A 16,271-nucleotide genomic window follows, 5' to 3' on the forward strand; every position below is an offset into this window, starting at 1 on the left:
TTATAGTTGAGCGCCTTCGGGTGCAACTGCGATGAAACGGGAGATTGCGGCTTTGAGCCGGTAACTTCCGCGGAGTATGTCCGAGAATCGGGCGGCTGAGGAATACTGTAGAGCGTATATCGCTGCGCGTAAATGGTACCGGCCGGATCTTTCCCTGCGCCGGTTTTATTTATACCGCAAAATGATACGCACGGCAAAGCGTACAGATTATTTCTCACCGTACGGAGCGCGGCAAGCCACCGAGCAGGCCGGGAATACCGCATGTTTGTCCCCGGAAGGGAAAGCGGGCGCCCCGACCCATGCAACACGACGTACGTTATTAAGGAGGAAATCGAAAATGGCACTGCAAAAGGAAATGATCCGGATCCGGCTGAAGGCTTACGACCATCAGCTCATCGACCAGAGCGCCGAAAAGATCGTGGAGACGGCAAAGCGCACCGGCGCACAGGTTTCCGGCCCCATCCCCCTTCCCACCAAGAAGGAGATCGTTACCATTCTGCGGGCGGTCCACAAGTACAAGGACAGCCGCGAGCAGTTCGAGCGGCGCACCCACAAGCGTCTGATCGACATCCTCAAGTCCAACCCCAAGACCGTGGAAGCCCTCATGGCCCTCGATCTTCCGGCGGGCGTTGAGATCGAGATAAAGCTCTGATCCGGAGGCGGCGGAGAACCGCCGCGGATCCAAGGCCCAACATCCGCCCAGAGGCGGACGGGTCATGTTGCCGGAAACGGCAACCAATAACCTGACGAGGAGGATAGACCATGGAAAAAGCAATTATCGGCAAAAAAGTGGGCATGTCACAGGTGTTCGACGAAAACGGCAAAGTCATCCCGGTCACCGTGATCGAAGCCGGCCCCTGCGTGGTCGTGCAGAAGAAGACGGCGGAAAAGGACGGGTACGAATCGGTCCAGCTGGGATTTGAAGACGTGCTGGAGCGCAAGCTCACGAAGCCCGAGGCGGGACACCTGAAGAAGGCGGAGGTTCCGCTGAAAAAGGTCCTGAAGGAATTCAAACTGAACAGCGCCGGCAGCATGAACGTCGGCGATGTGGTAAAGGCGGATATGTTTGCCGCGGGCGACCGGGTGGACATCACCGGCATCAGCAAGGGCAAGGGGTATTCCGGCGTCATCAAGCGCTGGAACGCGCAGCGGACCCCCATGAGCCACGGCGGCGGCCCCGTTCACCGGCACGCGGGCTCCATGGGTTCCAACACGGACCCTTCCCGCATTCTTCCCGGCAAGATCGGCGCCGGCCAGCTGGGATGCGAGCAGGTCACCATACTGAACCTGGACGTGGTCAAGGTTGACCCGGAACTGAACATGATTGTTGTGCGCGGCGCGATCCCCGGCCCCCGTGGCGGAGTGGTCTTCCTGCGCAATTCAGTCAAAAATGTCTGAGCGGAAGGAGAGATAGACCATGCCTAAGGCAGCAGTATACAACATGGCGGGCGAACAGATCGGCGAAGTCGAGCTGTCCGAAGCCATTTTCGGCATCGAGCCAAACAAGTCGGCCATGCATGACGCGGTGAAGAACTATCTTGCAAACCGCAGGCAGGGCACACAGAGCGCTCTGACCCGCGCCGAGGTGTCCGGCGGCGGCAAAAAACCCTGGCGCCAGAAGGGGACCGGCCGGGCGCGGCAGGGTTCCACCCGGGCACCCCAGTGGATCCACGGCGGCATCGTTTTCGCCCCCAAGCCCAGAGATTACAGCTACACCCTCAATAAAAAGGTCAAGCGGCTGGCCCTGAAGAGCGCCCTTTCCGCCAAGGCGGCGGCCGGGGAGATCATCGTGGTGGACAGCATCGCTCTGCCTGGAATCAAGACGAAGGATTTCAAGACCTTTCTCACTGCCATCGGCTGCGACGGGAAATCTCTGGTGGTCACTCCCGAGTCCCGGGAGACCGTGGTGAAGAGCGCCCGGAACATTCCCGGCGTTTTGACCACCACCGCCACCATCCTCAATGTTTACGATATCCTGGGAAGCCGTAAATTCGTGGTGGACAGGGCGGCCCTTTCCATCATCGAGGAGGTGTTCGCACAGTGAAAAGCGCATACGACATCATCGTCCGGCCCATCGTGACCGAGCAGTCCATGTCCGAGACGGAAAATAAGAAGTACGTTTTCGAAGTCGCAAAGGAAGCCAGCAAGCTGGAAATCAAGCAGGCGGTGGAAGAGGTGTTCGGCGTTACGGTGAGCGACGTGAACACCCTCCATGTCCGGGGCAAGGAAAAGCGGGTCGGCAACAATCCCAAAGGACGCACCAAGAGCTGGAAAAAGGCGATCGTCAAGCTGACGGCAGATTCCAAAACCATTGAATTCTTCGAGGGAATGGTCTGATTCCATTGCCGATTCGAACAAAGGGAGTGTAACGCAACATGTCGATTAAGAGCTATAAGCCGACGACTCCGTCCAGAAGGCATATGACGGTCTCCGGCTTCGACGGCATCGATAAAAAGGCCAAGCCCGAGCCGAGCCTCACGGAAACCCTGAAGCAGAACGCGGGCCGCAACAGCTACGGCAGAATCACCGTGCGCCATCGCGGCGGCGGCGTTAAGCGCAAATACAGAGTCATCGATTTCAAGCGGGACAAGACCGATATGCCGGCCACCGTCCTGCGTCTGGAATACGACCCCAACCGGAGCGCCAACATCGCCCTGGTGGAGTACGAGGACGGGGAGCGCCGCTACATCCTGGCTCCCGCGGGACTCAAGGACGGCGACAGGGTCCTTTCCTCCGAGAAGGCGGACATCAAGCCCGGAAACACGCTGCCCATTTCCCTCATCCCCCTGGGCACCTTTATCCATAACATCGAGCTGTATCCCGGCAAGGGCGCCCAGCTGGTCCGCAGCGCAGGCACCGCCGCGCAGCTCATGGCCAAGGAGGAGAGCGGCGCCCAGATCCGGCTGCCTTCCGGCGAGGTTCGCATTGTCCGCCAGGAGTGCAAGGCGACCATCGGCCAGGTGGGAAACCTGGAGCATGAAAACATCCAGGTCGGCAAAGCCGGCAGAAAGCGCCACATGGGATGGCGGCCCACCGTCCGCGGTTCCGTCATGAACCCGGTGGATCACCCCCACGGCGGCGGCGAGGGCAAAAGCCCGGTGGGACGCCCCGGACCCGTGACCCCCTGGGGCAAGCCGGCCATGGGCTACAAGACCCGTAAGAAAAAGAAAACCACCAACCAGTTCATCATCAAGCACCGCAACGACAAATAAGCAGGTAAGGAGGCAAATGATATGAGCAGAAGCGTAAAGAAAGGCCCGTTTGTTGCCCCCGAGCTGCTCAAGCGGGTAAACGAGCTGAACAAGACGGCGGACAAAAAAGTTCTGAAAACGTGGTCCAGGGCTTCCACCATATACCCGGCTTTCGTCGGTCACACCATCGCGGTCCACGACGGCCGCAAGCATGTTCCGGTCTACATCACCGAGGACATGGTAGGACACAAACTGGGCGAATTCGCTCCCACCCGGACATTCAGAGGACACGCCGGCAGCAAGACCACGAAATAAGGAGGAAGGGAAATATGGAAGCCAGAGCACAACTGAAATATGCCCGTATCTCTCCGCGTAAGGTCAAGATTGTCTGCGACCTCATTCGGGGGAAAGACGCGAAGATGGCCGAGGCGGTTCTGATGCAGACCCCCAAGGCGGCGTCCGAGCTGATGCTGAAGCTCCTCAAGAGCGCCGTTTCCAACGCGGAAAACAACCACGCAATGGATCCGGAAAACCTCATCGTATCCGAGACATACGCCGATCCCGGCCCCATCATCAAACGAGTGATGCCGAGAGCCCAGGGCAGAGCGTACCGGATCAACAAAAGGACTTCACACATCACCATCGTCGTGAAAGAAAGGGTATAGCGAGGAGGCAGGTTATGGGACAGAAAGTAAATCCGCACGGACTGCGCGTAGGCGTTATCAAGGATTGGGATTCCCGCTGGTATGCCAGGAACGAAAAGGTGGGCGATCTGATTCTTGAAGACTATAAAATCCGCAGATACCTGAAAAAGACCCTGTATTCGGCAGGGATTCCGAAGATCGAAATCGAGCGGGACAATGCCAAGGTGCGCATTTTCATGCACTGCTCCCGCCCCGGCGTCGTGATCGGAAAGGGCGGCGTTGAAATCGAGCGTCTGCGCCTGAAACTGGAGGCTATGATCGGAAAGAGCGTGGTTCTCAATATCGTGGAGGTCAAGAACCCCGATATGGACGCACAGCTGGTGGCCGAGAACATAGCCGCCCAGCTGGAGAAGCGCATTTCCTTCCGCCGGGCGATGAAAAACGCCATGGCCCGTGCCATGCGTCTCGGCGCCCGGGGAATCAAAACAAGCGTTTCCGGCCGCCTGGGCGGCGCGGAAATCGCCCGCACGGAGCACTATCACGAGGGCTCCATTCCCCTGCAGACCATCCGGGCCGACATCGACTACGGTTTTGCCGAGGCGGCCACCACCTTCGGCCGTATCGGAGTGAAGGTTTGGATCTATAAGGGCGAAGTGCTCAGTCAGTCTCTGAGGACCACCCCCAGGACTATGGACACCACCCGTCCGCCCAGACCCGACCGGCCCCGCAGGGACGACCGCAGGAACGACCGCAGGGGCGGTTACAACAACAACAACCGGGGCGGCTTTAATAACAACCGCGGCCCCGGCGGCGGCTATAACAGGCCCGCCGGCGGACCCCCGAGGGAAGGAGGCAATCGCTGATGCTTCTGCCTAAGAGAGTAAAATACCGCAGAGTGCACAGAGGACGCATGAAGGGCAAGGCACTGCGCGGAAATTCGGTGACATACGGCGAGTACGGCCTCGTGGCCCTGGAGCCGGCATGGATCACCAGCAATCAGATCGAGGCAGCCCGTATCGCCATGACCCGCTACACCAAGCGCGGCGGTCAGGTCTGGATTAAAATATTCCCCGATAAGCCCGTGACCCAGAAACCCGCGGAGACCCGCATGGGCTCCGGTAAGGGTTCTCCCGAATACTGGGTCGCCGTCGTTAAGCCCGGCAGAGTCATGTTCGAAATTGCCGGGGTACCTGAAGAAGCCGCGCGCGAGGCGCTGCGTCTGGCCGGCCACAAGCTGCCCATCAAGACCAAGTTTGTCACGCGCGGACAACCGGATACCGAGACAGGTGGTGAATAGGATGAAGGCAAGCGAGGTACGCGAAATGACCCCTGCCGAGCTGGAAAACAAGCTGAGCAGCCTGAAGAAGGATCTGTTTTATCTCAGACTGCAGCACGCGACCAACCAGCTGGACAATCCAATTAAAATAGCAGACGTGAAAAAGGATATTGCCCGAGTCAAAACCATACTGCGTGAAAAGGAGCCCCGCAAGGACGCTCCTTCCAGCCGGTAGAAGGAGGTAGGAACAGGTGAGCGAGGAAATCAGAAACACTTCCCGCAAGACCAGAGTCGGCAAAGTCGTATCCGACAAGATGGATAAAACCATCGTTGTTGCCATAGAAGACCGCGTACAGCATCCGCTGTACAAGAAAATCGTTGGAAGAACGTATAAGCTGAAGGCTCACGACGAGCAGAACCAGTGCTCGGTGGGCGATACGGTCAAGGTCATGGAGACACGCCCTCTGTCCAAGGACAAAAGATGGCGCCTGGTCGAGATCATACAGAAGGCTCAGTAAGGAGGGTTCGCCGTGATTCAACAGGAAACCTATCTCAAGGTTGCCGACAACACCGGCGCCAAAGAGATTAAATGTATCCGCGTTCTGGGCGGCTCCAAACGGAAATACGGAAACATCGGCGACGTGGTGGTCGCTTCGGTCCGCAAATCCACGCCGGGCGGAACGGTGAAAAAGGGCGAGGTCGTCAAGGCCGTGATCGTCCGTTCGGCCAAAGGCGTGCGCCGGGTCGACGGCACTTATGTCCGCTTTGACGACAATGCGGCGGTTCTCATCAAGGAAGACAAGAACCCCAGGGGAACCCGCATTTTTGGCCCGGTGGCCCGGGAACTGCGGGAAAAGGACTATATGAAGATCCTTTCCCTCGCCCCGGAAGTCATATAGGGGGATTTGTAAGATGACAAAACTCAACATCAGAAAGGACGATACGGTTATCGTCCTGTCCGGAAAAGACAGAGGAAAAAAAGGCAAGGTCATGCGCACCGTTCCCGACGACAACAAGGTAATCGTGGAAGGCATCAACATGGTCAGCCGGCACACCAAGCCCAGGAAGCAGGGGGAAGAGGGCGGAATCCTGCAGAAGGAAGCGCCGATTTACGCCGGCAAGGTTATGCGCGTATGTCCCAAATGCGGCAAACCCACGCGCCCTGCTCACCAGATTCTTGCCGACGGCAGCAAGGCCCGCCTGTGCAAGAAATGCGGCGAGACAATATAAGGGGGAGGAAGCTGCAGGATGGCTAGACTGAAAAAGAAGTACCTGGAAGAGGTCGCCCCGGCTCTTATGAAGAAATTCGAGTACAAGAGCTCCATGGAGATCCCCAGGCTTGAAAAGATCATCGTCAACGTAGGCTGCGGCGAGGCCAGGGACAACGCCAAGATGCTGGACGCCGTGGTGAACGACGTTACCACCATCACCGGCCAGAAGGCCGTGGTCACCAAGGCCAAGAAGTCGGTTGCAAACTTCAAGGTCCGCGCCGGCATGCCCATCGGCGTCAAGGTGACGCTGCGTGCAGACCGCATGTGGGAGTTTTTGGACCGTCTGATCAACGTGGCGCTGCCCCGGGTCCGCGACTTCCGCGGCATCAGCGCCAACGCTTTTGACGGCAGGGGCAATTACGCCCTGGGCATCAAGGAACAGCTCATTTTCCCCGAGATCGAGTACGACAAAATCGACAAGATCCGCGGGATGAACATCGTCATCTGCACCACGGCCAAGACCGACGAAGAGGCGAGAGAGCTCCTGGGGCTCATCGGCGCTCCCTTCGCCCGCAGTTAGGGAGGAAACGACAAATGGCAAAGAAATCAATGATTCTCAAGCAGCAGAGGCCGGCGAAGTTTTCCACCAGACGGTACAACCGGTGCAAAATCTGCGGCAGGCCCCACGCGTTTCTCCGGGATTACGGCATCTGCCGCATCTGTTTCCGCGAACTTGCTTATAAAGGCCAGATTCCGGGCATAAAGAAAGCAAGCTGGTAACACCGCCGCAGGGACGTCCGTCCGCTCAAAAACAGGGCGCGGCGCGTCCCGGGTTATTCACGGAGGCCGGAAGTCGGCTTTAAGCGGCAGGGCGGAGAGCCCGAGCCTTAAAAAGCGGAGCCGAAACCCCGGTGTCCCTTCACAAGCCGAAAGGGCATGGCTTGTAACCTTTTAAAGGAGGTCTCAATAATGCACATTACGGATCCCATAGCGGATATGCTCACGCGCATCCGGAATGCCAATTCCGCAAAGCACGATACGGTGGACATTCCCGCCTCCAAGATCAAGAAATCCATTGCCGAAATCCTGCTGGAGGAAGGCTATATCAAGAATTTCCAGATCATCGACGACGGAACCCAGGGGACCATCCGCATCACCCTCAAGTACAGCCCCAGCAAGGAGAAGGTCATCACCGGCCTTCGCAGGGTTTCCAAACCCGGCCTTCGGGTGTACGTGGGCGCGGAGGAGCTTCCGAAGGTGCTCAGGGGACTGGGCATCGCCATCATATCAACGTCCAGGGGCGTCATGACCGACAAGAGCGCGAGAGCGGCCAATGTCGGCGGCGAGGTCCTTGCGTTCGTATGGTAGGGGGGAGGAACTGAAATGTCACGGATAGGCAGAATGCCCATAGCCATTCCCGCGGGAGTGGACGTCAAGGTGGGCGAGGGGAACGCCGTAACGGTGAAAGGCCCCAAGGGAACCTTGACACAGAACCTGCACAAGGACATGATCATCGACATCGAGGGCGCCGTCATTCACGTCAAGCGGCCCACCGAGGATAAAGAGCACAAATCCCTTCACGGACTGACCCGGACGCTCCTTTTCAACATGATTGAGGGAGTCACCCACGGCTACAAGAAGGAGCTGGAGGTGGGCGGCGTCGGATACAGGGCCGCCAAGCAGGGAAAGCAGCTGGTGATGAACCTGGGATATTCCCATCAGGTCTTCGTGGACGAAGTGGACGGCATCACCATCGAGGTGCCGGCCCCCAACAAGATCGTCATCAGCGGACCCGACAAGCAGAAGGTAGGCCAGTTCGCCGCCGAAGTCAGAGAGAAGAGACCCCCCGAGCCTTACAAGGGCAAGGGAATCAAATACGCCAACGAGGTCATCCGCCGCAAGGAAGGCAAGACGGGCGTCAAGAAGAAGTAAAGGAGGTGTGCCAAAATGGTAAAAAGACCCGATACCAACGCGCAGCGCTTAAAGCGTCATAAAAGGGTGCGCGCTACCGTCTCCGGCACATCCGAGAGACCGCGCCTGAACGTGTTTCGCAGCCTAAGCCATGTTTACGCCCAGATTATCGACGACGTAAGCGGGCAGACGCTGGTTTCCGCCTCCACCCTGGAAAAAGGATTTGAAGGAAACGGAAACTGCGAGGGCGCACATAAGGTAGGCATTGCACTTGCTCAGCGGGCGAAGGAAAAGGGAATCGAGCAGGTCGTTTTCGACCGGGGCGGTTACCTCTACCACGGAAGAATCAAGTCGCTGGCTGATGGCGCCCGCGAGGGCGGACTCGTATTTTGACGGGAGGGAAACAGAGGATGGCTAGATTTGAAAAAGAACCCAGCGAATTTACCGAAAAGGTTGTTGCCTTGAACCGTGTTTCCAAAACCGTCAAAGGCGGCCGGATCTTCAAATTCGCCGCTCTGGTCGTGGTAGGCGACGAGAAGGGCAAGGTGGGATTCGGACTTGGCAAGGCAGCGGAGGTTCCCGAGGCAATCCGCAAGGGGATCGAAGACGCCAAGAAAAACATGGTGAAGATCGTCCTTTCCGGAACCACCATTCCCCACGAGGTGATCGGCGAGTTCGGAGCCGGCAAGGTGCTCCTGAAGCCCGCCGCCCCCGGTACCGGCGTGATCGCCGGCGGACCGGTGCGTGCCGTTCTGGAATCGGCCGGCATCAAGGATATCCGGACCAAGTGTCTGCGTTCCAACAACCCCCAGAATGTTGTCACGGCAACGATGATAGGCCTCAAGTCACTCAGAGGCCCGGAGGAAGTGGCGCGCATCCGGGGGAAAAGAGTAGAAGAGATCCAAGGTTAGGAGGGCGGAACAAATGGCCAATCTTAAGATAAAGCTTGTTAAGAGCCTGAGCGGCAGACTGGAGAAGCATATCGCCACTGCCCACTCCCTGGGACTGAACAAGACCAACAGCGAGACGGTTCAGCCCGACAACGCGCAGACCCGCGGCAAAATCGCTCAGATCGCGTATTTGCTGCAGGTTACAGAGGAAAAGTAAGGAGGTGCAAGTGTAATGGATTTGCATGAACTTGTTCCCGCTCCCGGCTCTGTCAAGGAAGGCAAGCGCAAGGGACGCGGCGCAGGCACCGGCAACGGCAAGACGGCGGGCCGCGGACACAAGGGCCAGAAGGCCCGCTCCGGCGGCGGCATCCGGGCCGGTTTCGAAGGCGGACAAATGCCGCTGGCGCGCCGGATCCCCAAACGCGGTTTCAACAATATATTCGGCAAGACGTACGAAGAGATCAACGTTTCCGCGCTCAATGCGTTTGAAGACGGCGCAACGGTGGGAACGGAAGAACTGCTGGGAAAGCGGGTCATCTCCAAGTGCCAGGACGGCGTAAAGGTGCTGGGCAACGGCGAGATCACAAAGAAACTTACGGTTCGCGCCGCGGCTTTTTCCGAAACCGCAAAGAGTAAAATTGAAGCGGCAGGTGGAAAGGCAGAGGTGGTGTAGGGTGATTGAGACCATTCGCAATGCGTGGAAAATCCCCGAACTGCGCAAGAAGATCATCTTCACCATTTTCATCCTGCTGATCTACCGGCTGGGAAACGCGATCCCGGTTCCGTACGTAGACGTTTCGGCACTGGCCAACTATTTCAGCCAGCTGAGCAATACGGTGCTGGGACTGTATAACGCGATGTCCGGCGGCGCCTTCGCCAAAGCGACGGTATTCGCCCTTTCCATACAGCCGTATATCAACGCATCCATCATCATCCAGCTTCTCACCATCGCCATTCCCGCTCTGGAAAGACTCCAGAAGGACGGAGGCGAGGAGGGCAGAAAGAAAATCGTCAGCATCACCCGGTATACCACCGTGGGCATCGGCCTCCTTCAGGGCTTTGCCTATTACATGCTGCTGAAGAACTACTCGATCCTCACCGATACGACCATTTGGGCCGCCATCGTCGTCATTTTGTCCTTCGCTGCAGGCTCGGCCTTCCTCATGTGGCTGGGCGAACAGATTACAGAGTTCGGAATCGGGAACGGCATTTCCATCATCCTGTTTGCCAGTATCGTATCCCGGGTTCCCGGAGCCGTGGGCAGCGCCGCCACCTATGTAAACCTCGGCACGCTGAACTTGGGTCATATTGCCCTCATCCTTTTAGGGATACTGGTGCTGGTGCTCATCATCGTGTTTATTTCCAATTCCGAGCGCAGGATTCCCATCCAGTACGCCAAGCGGGTGGTGGGACGCAAAATGTACGGCGGACAGAGCTCGCACCTTCCCCTGAAACTGAGCATGTCCGGCGTCATGCCCATCATCTTCGCCCAGTCCATCGCCTCCCTCCCCGCAACGGTGGCGGCTTTTCTGCCCACCCCTGCGACGGGAAGCTTTTGGTCGGGATTCCTGAAAGCCATCGACACATCCTCGGCCACCTATATCATCGTATACTTCCTGCTGATCGTTGCCTTCAGCTTCTTCTATGCGACCATTCAGCTCAATCCCATCGAGGTCGCGAACAATCTGAAGAAAAACGGCGGGTTCATTCCCGGCTTCCGGCCGGGTAAGCCCACGGCGGACTTTATCGCGAAGGTACTCAATAAGGTCACCATGTTCGGCGGACTTTACCTGGGCGTTGTGGCGATTATCCCCATCATTCTGGGAAGCACGGTAAAGGTTTCGTCCCTTGCCATCGGCGGCACCTCCGTCATCATCGTCGTGGGCGTCGCCCTGGAGACGGTGAAGGCGCTGGAAGCCCAGATGCTCATGCGGCATTACAAGGGGTTTCTTGAATAAGGAGACTGTGCAATGAAACTGATTTTATTGGGAGCTCCCGGGGCCGGAAAAGGCACCCAGGCCGAAATCCTGGGAAATCACCTGCATATCCCGACCATATCCACGGGCAATATCCTCCGGGAGGCAATTAAAAACAAAACGGAAATCGGCCTGAAGGCCAAGGAATATACCGAAAGCGGACGGCTGGTACCGGACGACGTCATCATCGGCATCATCCGCGAGCGCCTTTCCCAGGACGACTGCAGGAACGGCTATATCCTGGACGGCGTCCCCAGAACCCTGGCTCAGGCCAAGAGTATGGAGGATGCGGGCCTTACCGTCGACGCCGCTGTTTCCATCGAGGTTTCCGACGAGGAAATCATGCAGCGCATGGCGGGGAGACGGGTCTGCCAGAAGTGCGGATCCAGCTATCACGTGGTAAGCAAGCCGCCCCGCAAGGAAGGAATCTGCGACGTGTGCGGCGGACCTCTGGTGCAGCGCAGCGACGACGCACCGGAGACCGTAAAGGCGCGCCTGCAGATTTACCACACCGAAACGGAACCCCTCAAAGGGTTTTACGAGGCACGGGGGAAGCTGAAGATGGTGGCCAACCAGGGCAGCATCGAAGGCACCACCCGGGCGATTCTGGAAGCTCTGGGGATTTCCTGATGATTATTCTCAAATCTCCCCGGGAGGCGGACCTGATGCGCCGGGCCGGAGCCATAACTTCGGCAGCGAGAAAGCTCGCGGGATCCATGGTGGTCCCCGGGATCACAACGGGGGAAATTGACAAAGCGGTGTATCAATTTCTCAAGGCGCAGGGCGCCGAACCTTCCTTTTTAAACTACAACGGTTTTCCCGCCAGCGTCTGCCTGTCGGTAAACGACGAGGTGATTCACGGCATTCCGGGAAAACGCAGGCTCCACGAGGGCGATATCGTAAGCGTGGATGTGGGAGCTTTTATCGGCGGGTATCACGGCGACTGCGCGGACACCTTTCCCTGCGGCCGCGCGTCGGAGGCGGCGATGAATCTGATCCGCGTGACCCGGGAGAGCTTCCGGGAAGGAATCCGGTTTGCGCGCCAGGGTTACCGCATCTCGGATATTTCCCATGCCATACAGACGTATGTGGAGAGCAACGGCTATTCCGTCGTCCGGGATTACATCGGACACGGCGTGGGCGCGAAGCTCCACGAAGCGCCGGAGGTTCCCAATTTCGGGGAACCGGGGCGCGGACCCAGGCTCCTTGCCGGCATGACGCTGGCCATCGAACCCATGGTCAACGCGGGAGGGTATGACATCCGGGTGCTGAAAGACCGCTGGACGGTTATTACGGCGGACGGATCCCTTTCGGCCCATTATGAAAACACAGTGCTCATCACCGACGGCGAGCCGGAAGTTCTCACCGTCACAGAGGGAGAATCCGATGGACATTGTTAAATCCCATGTCGTCGTTTCCCTTGCCGGGCGCGACAAAGGAAAGCTCTTCCTTGCTCTGGATACCGACGGGGAGTATGTTCTCATTGCCGACGGACGGGGACGAAAACAGGAAAAGCCCAAACGAAAGAAACGAAAGCACATACAATTTGTTTCGGAAAGCAATTCCTACGCCGCCGCAAAAATCCGAAACGGCGAGAAGGTACTCAACAGTGAGATTCGGAAGGCTCTCGCCGAGTTTCTCGGCGAGCCCAAGGGTCAGGACTAAGGAGGTAATGAGGCTTGGCTAAAGACGACGTGATCGAACTGGAAGGCATCGTGACGGAGGCCCTGCCGAATACCACGTTCCATGTGGATATCGGAAACGGGCATACGATACTGGCGCACATTTCCGGAAAGCTCAGGATGAACTTCATCCGGATCCTGCCGGGCGATAAGGTGACAGTACAGATGTCCCCCTATGATCTGACCCGGGGCAGAATCACCTGGAGAAGCAAATAATACGAACGTTTCCAACGGGAGGTATAACAATGAAAGTAAGGCCATCTGTGAAACCCATGTGCGAAAAGTGCAAGGTCATCCGGCGCAAAGGGCGCATCATGGTAATCTGCGAAAACCCGAAACACAAGCAGAGACAAGGCTGAAACGAAATTCGGCAAGAAATATGACGGTGAAATGGACCGCCCCCGCGGCCGCGCCGCATGTCAAATTATTGGAGGTGCTTTAACAACATGGCACGTATTGCCGGTATAGACCTGCCAAAAGAGAAAAGGGTCGAGATTGGACTGACCTATATCTACGGCATCGGCAGGAAAAGCGCCAGAGACATTCTGGCGGAGACGGGCGTGAGTCCCGACACGAGAGTCAAGAACCTGACAGACGCGGAAGAGGCGGCCCTTCGCGAATGCATCGATAAGAAATTCATTGTGGAAGGCGATCTGCGCCGCAATGTAGCGATGGATATCAAGCGGCTGACCGAAATCGGCAGTTACCGCGGCATGCGCCACAGAAAAGGTCTTCCCGTCCGCGGTCAGCGCAGTAAAACCAACGCGAGAACGCGCAAGGGACCCAAGAGAACCATCGCCAATAAAAAGAAGTAAGGGAGGGATATTGTAAATGGCCAGTCCTAAAACCGTGAAAAAGACGACGAGGAAACGCCGCGAGCGCAAAAACATCGAAAAAGGCGCCGCACATATCCGCTCGTCCTTCAACAATACTATGGTGACGATTACCGACATGAACGGGAACGCGCTGTCCTGGGCATCCTCCGGCGGTCTCGGGTTCCGGGGCTCCCGGAAGTCCACGCCCTACGCGGCTCAGACCGCGGCGGAGACCGCCGCAAAGGCCGCCATGGAGCACGGGCTGAAAACGGTGGAAGTTTACGTGAAGGGACCGGGCGCAGGGCGTGAAGCCGCCATCCGGGCACTTCAGGCCGCCGGCCTCGAGGTCAACATGATCAAAGACGTAACGCCCATTCCCCACAACGGATGCCGCCCGCCCAAGAGAAGGCGCGTGTAACCGTACTTTATGGAGGTGTAAATAAAAATGGCAAGATATACCGGAGCGGTGTGCCGTCTCTGCCGCAGGGAAGGGCAGAAGCTTTTCCTCAAGGGCGACAGATGCTATACAGAAAAGTGCGCCGTGGACCGTCGTTCCTTTCCCCCCGGACAGCATGGAAACGCCCGCAATAAAAAGGCGTCTGAATACGGCGTGCAGCTGAGAGAGAAACAAAAGGCGCGCAGGTATTACGGCGTCCTGGAGAGCCAGTTCAGAGCGTATTTTGAAATGGCCGCCAACCGGAAGGGCGTCACCGGCGAGAATCTTCTGGGTATTCTGGAATCCCGTCTGGACAACGTGGCGTACCGACTGGGCTTTGCCATGTCCAGGGCGGAGGCCAGACAGCTTGTCCGGCACGGGCATTTTACCGTGAACGGGAAGAAGGTCAATATTCCTTCTTACCTTGTCCGGCCGGGAGAGGTAATCACTTTGAAAGAGGGAAGCCGGGACCTGGATAAATTCAAGGCGGTCATCGAAGCCAACGGCGCGCGCACCGCGCCCAAGTGGCTGGATTTCAATAAAAACACGCTGGAAGCGAAGGTAGTGTCTCTGCCCGCCAGAGAAGATATCGATCTTCCCATCGAGGAGCATTTGATCGTTGAGCTGTATTCCAAATAAACCATCACCCTCAATCATTGGTCAGCTGAAAAACCATGCGGCGCATCTTTTGCGCCGCGGAGTAAAGGAGGGTATCATCAATCTATGGTAGAAATAGAGAAGCCGCGTATTGAATGCGTGGAAACCCCGGGAGACGGCTCTTATGGGAAGTATATCGTGGAACCGCTGGAGCGCGGTTACGGCACGACCTTAGGCAACTCTCTCCGCCGGATTCTGCTGTCCTCTCTGCCCGGAACCGCGGCGACCACCATTAAGATTGCCGGCATCCAGCATGAGTTTTCCACCATACCGGGCGTAAAAGAAGATGTCACGGAAATCGTTCTCAATGTCAAGGGAATTGTGGCGAGGCTTCACAGCCAGGGCCCCAAGACCGTGTATATCGAAGCCAACGGCGAGTGCGAAGTGAAGGCCGGCGACATCAAGGCCGACGGCGAGGTGGAGATCTTAAACCCCGAGCTTCACATTGCGACTCTGGGCCCGGACGCGTCGCTGAATATGGAAATCACCCTCAACCACGGCAGGGGATACGTCCCGGCCGATCGGAACAAGCCCACCCAGACCATTATCGGCGTCATCCCCGTGGACTCCATCTACACGCCGGTATACAAGGTCAACTATACGGTGGAAAACACCCGCGTGGGCAACATGACCGATTTCGACAAACTGACGCTGGAGGTCTGGACCAATTCCACCATTACAGCCAGGGATGCGGTCTCTCTGGGAGCCAAGATTCTGTGCGACCATTTTATCCTGTTCACGGACCTGTCCGATACGGTGGGCAATAAATCCACGGTAGTGGAAAAGGCAGAGACCCAGCGGGACAAGGTGCTGGAAATGACGATAGAGGAGCTGGATCTGTCCGTCCGTTCGTTCAACTGCCTGAAACGCGCCAACATCAACACGGTGGAGGATCTCATCAGCAAGACCGAGGACGAAATGATGAAGGTTCGCAACCTCGGGCGCAAGTCACTGGAAGAAGTGATCAATAAGCTTGCAATGATGGGGCTTTCCCTGGCAAGCGAAGACAATTAGGGAGGTATTTTCAATGCCTGGAACACGAAAACTCGGTAAGCCCACCGATCAGCGCATGGCAATGCTGAGATCCATGGTGACCACCCTGCTGGAAAAGGGCAGACTGGAAACCACGATCACCAGGGCCAAAGAGGTTGCGCCTCTGACCGAGAAAATGATAACCCTGGGAAAGAGCCGGAGCCTGGCCGCCTATCGGCAGGCGATTTCCTTCCTGACGAAGGAGGACGTGGCCAAGCGCCTGTTCGCGGAGGTCGCTCCCGGATACTCGGAGCGCAACGGGGGTTACACCCGCATCACCCGGCTTGGGCCGAGGCGCGGGGATGCCGCCGAAATGGCGGTTATCGAGCTGGTCAAGTAAAGTGATGAATCGAAAAGTGGCTGTCACAAAATGCCGCCGGGCATTTTATGACAGCCACTTTTATTTGGGCACTTTAACATATCATACTATTATCCCAGCAGACATTTCTTGAATAAATTGCATGCCAAAAATTACCGCATGGACGAATTCAACATATGTCGATATTGACCAGGAAAATACTCTTGACAACGGACATAATAGGAGTACAAT

The 16,271-nt window shown here is 57.2% G+C and carries 32 protein-coding genes; all 32 read left to right on the forward strand.

The features are described 5' to 3' along the window. Nucleotides 1-337 precede the first annotated feature (337 nt). The 32 genes from rpsJ (at nucleotide 338) to rplQ (ending at nucleotide 16,061) form a co-directional block, all read left to right on the forward strand. Nucleotides 338-652 carry a 30S ribosomal protein S10 gene (gene rpsJ, locus B9A13_RS09895; RefSeq protein WP_084234997.1) on the forward strand — a complete coding sequence of 105 codons (315 nt, stop codon included), beginning with the start codon at nucleotides 338-340 and terminating at the stop codon, nucleotides 650-652. A gap of 110 nt (nucleotides 653-762) precedes the next feature. Then, a complete protein-coding gene (gene rplC / locus B9A13_RS09900; protein ID WP_084234998.1) occupies nucleotides 763-1,398 on the forward strand; it encodes a 50S ribosomal protein L3 in 636 nt (211 codons plus the stop codon). A 19-nt stretch (nucleotides 1,399-1,417) separates the two neighbouring features. Further along, nucleotides 1,418-2,044: a 50S ribosomal protein L4 gene (gene rplD / locus B9A13_RS09905; RefSeq protein ID WP_084234999.1), complete on the forward strand. Its 627-nt coding sequence runs from the start codon at nucleotides 1,418-1,420 to the stop codon at nucleotides 2,042-2,044. After that, a complete protein-coding gene (gene rplW, locus B9A13_RS09910) occupies nucleotides 2,041-2,337 on the forward strand; it encodes a 50S ribosomal protein L23 (protein WP_084235000.1) in 297 nt (98 codons plus the stop codon). Before rplD ends, rplW begins: the two co-directional genes overlap by 4 nt. 38 nt (nucleotides 2,338-2,375) lie before the next feature. Then, complete coding sequence (gene rplB / locus B9A13_RS09915) at nucleotides 2,376-3,212, forward strand: 50S ribosomal protein L2 (protein ID WP_084235001.1); 837 nt, start codon at nucleotides 2,376-2,378, stop codon at nucleotides 3,210-3,212. Nucleotides 3,213-3,233: 21 nt separating this feature from the next. Next, entirely contained in the window at nucleotides 3,234-3,506 is a 273-nt protein-coding gene (gene rpsS / locus B9A13_RS09920; RefSeq protein ID WP_084235002.1) for a 30S ribosomal protein S19, read from the forward strand. 14 nt (nucleotides 3,507-3,520) lie between these two features. Next, nucleotides 3,521-3,856 carry a 50S ribosomal protein L22 gene (gene rplV / locus B9A13_RS09925; RefSeq protein ID WP_084235003.1) on the forward strand — a complete coding sequence of 112 codons (336 nt, stop codon included), beginning with the start codon at nucleotides 3,521-3,523 and terminating at the stop codon, nucleotides 3,854-3,856. Nucleotides 3,857-3,870: 14 nt separating this feature from the next. After that, a complete protein-coding gene (gene rpsC / locus B9A13_RS09930; protein WP_084235004.1) occupies nucleotides 3,871-4,698 on the forward strand; it encodes a 30S ribosomal protein S3 in 828 nt (275 codons plus the stop codon). Further along, on the forward strand, nucleotides 4,698-5,132 hold the full coding sequence (gene rplP / locus B9A13_RS09935) for a 50S ribosomal protein L16 (RefSeq protein ID WP_084235005.1): 435 nt from the start codon (nucleotides 4,698-4,700) through the stop codon (nucleotides 5,130-5,132). The genes rpsC and rplP overlap by 1 nt, the downstream gene beginning before the upstream one ends. 1 nt (nucleotide 5,133) lies before the next feature. Further along, nucleotides 5,134-5,346: a 50S ribosomal protein L29 gene (rpmC, locus tag B9A13_RS09940; protein WP_084235006.1), complete on the forward strand. Its 213-nt coding sequence runs from the start codon at nucleotides 5,134-5,136 to the stop codon at nucleotides 5,344-5,346. A 28-nt stretch (nucleotides 5,347-5,374) separates the two neighbouring features. After that, nucleotides 5,375-5,629, forward strand: coding sequence for a 30S ribosomal protein S17 (gene rpsQ / locus B9A13_RS09945; protein WP_341456032.1), 255 nt, complete (start codon nucleotides 5,375-5,377; stop codon nucleotides 5,627-5,629). A 12-nt stretch (nucleotides 5,630-5,641) separates the two neighbouring features. Further along, nucleotides 5,642-6,010: a 50S ribosomal protein L14 gene (rplN, locus tag B9A13_RS09950; protein WP_084235008.1), complete on the forward strand. Its 369-nt coding sequence runs from the start codon at nucleotides 5,642-5,644 to the stop codon at nucleotides 6,008-6,010. 13 nt (nucleotides 6,011-6,023) lie between these two features. Continuing rightward, nucleotides 6,024-6,341: a 50S ribosomal protein L24 gene (rplX, locus tag B9A13_RS09955; RefSeq protein WP_084235009.1), complete on the forward strand. Its 318-nt coding sequence runs from the start codon at nucleotides 6,024-6,026 to the stop codon at nucleotides 6,339-6,341. Nucleotides 6,342-6,359: 18 nt separating this feature from the next. After that, nucleotides 6,360-6,902, forward strand: coding sequence for a 50S ribosomal protein L5 (rplE, locus tag B9A13_RS09960; RefSeq protein WP_084235010.1), 543 nt, complete (start codon nucleotides 6,360-6,362; stop codon nucleotides 6,900-6,902). 14 nt (nucleotides 6,903-6,916) lie between these two features. Beyond that, nucleotides 6,917-7,102: a type Z 30S ribosomal protein S14 gene (locus B9A13_RS09965; protein ID WP_084235011.1), complete on the forward strand. Its 186-nt coding sequence runs from the start codon at nucleotides 6,917-6,919 to the stop codon at nucleotides 7,100-7,102. A 189-nt stretch (nucleotides 7,103-7,291) separates the two neighbouring features. Next, on the forward strand, nucleotides 7,292-7,690 hold the full coding sequence (gene rpsH, locus B9A13_RS09970) for a 30S ribosomal protein S8 (RefSeq protein WP_084235012.1): 399 nt from the start codon (nucleotides 7,292-7,294) through the stop codon (nucleotides 7,688-7,690). Nucleotides 7,691-7,705: 15 nt separating this feature from the next. Further along, complete coding sequence (rplF, locus tag B9A13_RS09975; RefSeq protein WP_084235013.1) at nucleotides 7,706-8,254, forward strand: 50S ribosomal protein L6; 549 nt, start codon at nucleotides 7,706-7,708, stop codon at nucleotides 8,252-8,254. A 15-nt stretch (nucleotides 8,255-8,269) separates the two neighbouring features. Beyond that, nucleotides 8,270-8,626: a 50S ribosomal protein L18 gene (gene rplR, locus B9A13_RS09980; protein WP_084235014.1), complete on the forward strand. Its 357-nt coding sequence runs from the start codon at nucleotides 8,270-8,272 to the stop codon at nucleotides 8,624-8,626. A 17-nt stretch (nucleotides 8,627-8,643) separates the two neighbouring features. After that, nucleotides 8,644-9,144, forward strand: a complete 501-nt coding sequence (gene rpsE / locus B9A13_RS09985) for a 30S ribosomal protein S5 (protein WP_084235015.1) — start codon at nucleotides 8,644-8,646, stop codon at nucleotides 9,142-9,144. A gap of 13 nt (nucleotides 9,145-9,157) precedes the next feature. After that, nucleotides 9,158-9,340 carry a 50S ribosomal protein L30 gene (rpmD, locus tag B9A13_RS09990; RefSeq protein ID WP_084235016.1) on the forward strand — a complete coding sequence of 61 codons (183 nt, stop codon included), beginning with the start codon at nucleotides 9,158-9,160 and terminating at the stop codon, nucleotides 9,338-9,340. Between the two features lie 15 nt (nucleotides 9,341-9,355). Continuing rightward, nucleotides 9,356-9,796, forward strand: a complete 441-nt coding sequence (gene rplO, locus B9A13_RS09995; protein ID WP_084235017.1) for a 50S ribosomal protein L15 — start codon at nucleotides 9,356-9,358, stop codon at nucleotides 9,794-9,796. A 1-nt stretch (nucleotide 9,797) separates the two neighbouring features. Then, nucleotides 9,798-11,081: a preprotein translocase subunit SecY gene (secY, locus tag B9A13_RS10000; RefSeq protein ID WP_084235018.1), complete on the forward strand. Its 1,284-nt coding sequence runs from the start codon at nucleotides 9,798-9,800 to the stop codon at nucleotides 11,079-11,081. A gap of 12 nt (nucleotides 11,082-11,093) precedes the next feature. Continuing rightward, nucleotides 11,094-11,729, forward strand: coding sequence for an adenylate kinase (locus B9A13_RS10005; RefSeq protein WP_084235019.1), 636 nt, complete (start codon nucleotides 11,094-11,096; stop codon nucleotides 11,727-11,729). Then, nucleotides 11,729-12,499, forward strand: a complete 771-nt coding sequence (gene map / locus B9A13_RS10010) for a type I methionyl aminopeptidase (protein ID WP_084235020.1) — start codon at nucleotides 11,729-11,731, stop codon at nucleotides 12,497-12,499. Before B9A13_RS10005 ends, map begins: the two co-directional genes overlap by 1 nt. Continuing rightward, nucleotides 12,486-12,764, forward strand: a complete 279-nt coding sequence (locus B9A13_RS10015) for a KOW domain-containing RNA-binding protein (RefSeq protein ID WP_084235021.1) — start codon at nucleotides 12,486-12,488, stop codon at nucleotides 12,762-12,764. The genes map and B9A13_RS10015 overlap by 14 nt, the downstream gene beginning before the upstream one ends. A gap of 14 nt (nucleotides 12,765-12,778) precedes the next feature. Next, complete coding sequence (gene infA, locus B9A13_RS10020; protein WP_084235022.1) at nucleotides 12,779-12,997, forward strand: translation initiation factor IF-1; 219 nt, start codon at nucleotides 12,779-12,781, stop codon at nucleotides 12,995-12,997. A 29-nt stretch (nucleotides 12,998-13,026) separates the two neighbouring features. After that, nucleotides 13,027-13,140 carry a 50S ribosomal protein L36 gene (rpmJ, locus tag B9A13_RS10025; RefSeq protein ID WP_084235023.1) on the forward strand — a complete coding sequence of 38 codons (114 nt, stop codon included), beginning with the start codon at nucleotides 13,027-13,029 and terminating at the stop codon, nucleotides 13,138-13,140. Nucleotides 13,141-13,227: 87 nt separating this feature from the next. Beyond that, entirely contained in the window at nucleotides 13,228-13,596 is a 369-nt protein-coding gene (gene rpsM, locus B9A13_RS10030) for a 30S ribosomal protein S13 (RefSeq protein WP_084235024.1), read from the forward strand. 16 nt (nucleotides 13,597-13,612) lie between these two features. Continuing rightward, on the forward strand, nucleotides 13,613-14,014 hold the full coding sequence (gene rpsK, locus B9A13_RS10035; RefSeq protein WP_084235025.1) for a 30S ribosomal protein S11: 402 nt from the start codon (nucleotides 13,613-13,615) through the stop codon (nucleotides 14,012-14,014). 27 nt (nucleotides 14,015-14,041) lie between these two features. Further along, nucleotides 14,042-14,671 carry a 30S ribosomal protein S4 gene (gene rpsD, locus B9A13_RS10040; RefSeq protein WP_084235026.1) on the forward strand — a complete coding sequence of 210 codons (630 nt, stop codon included), beginning with the start codon at nucleotides 14,042-14,044 and terminating at the stop codon, nucleotides 14,669-14,671. 84 nt (nucleotides 14,672-14,755) lie between these two features. After that, nucleotides 14,756-15,703 carry a DNA-directed RNA polymerase subunit alpha gene (locus B9A13_RS10045; RefSeq protein ID WP_084235027.1) on the forward strand — a complete coding sequence of 316 codons (948 nt, stop codon included), beginning with the start codon at nucleotides 14,756-14,758 and terminating at the stop codon, nucleotides 15,701-15,703. Nucleotides 15,704-15,716: 13 nt separating this feature from the next. Next, complete coding sequence (gene rplQ, locus B9A13_RS10050; RefSeq protein WP_084235028.1) at nucleotides 15,717-16,061, forward strand: 50S ribosomal protein L17; 345 nt, start codon at nucleotides 15,717-15,719, stop codon at nucleotides 16,059-16,061. Nucleotides 16,062-16,271: the final 210 nt, after the last annotated feature.

It is taken from the genome of Papillibacter cinnamivorans DSM 12816 (assembly GCF_900176335.1).
GTDB lineage: Bacteria > Bacillota > Clostridia > Oscillospirales > Oscillospiraceae > Papillibacter > Papillibacter cinnamivorans.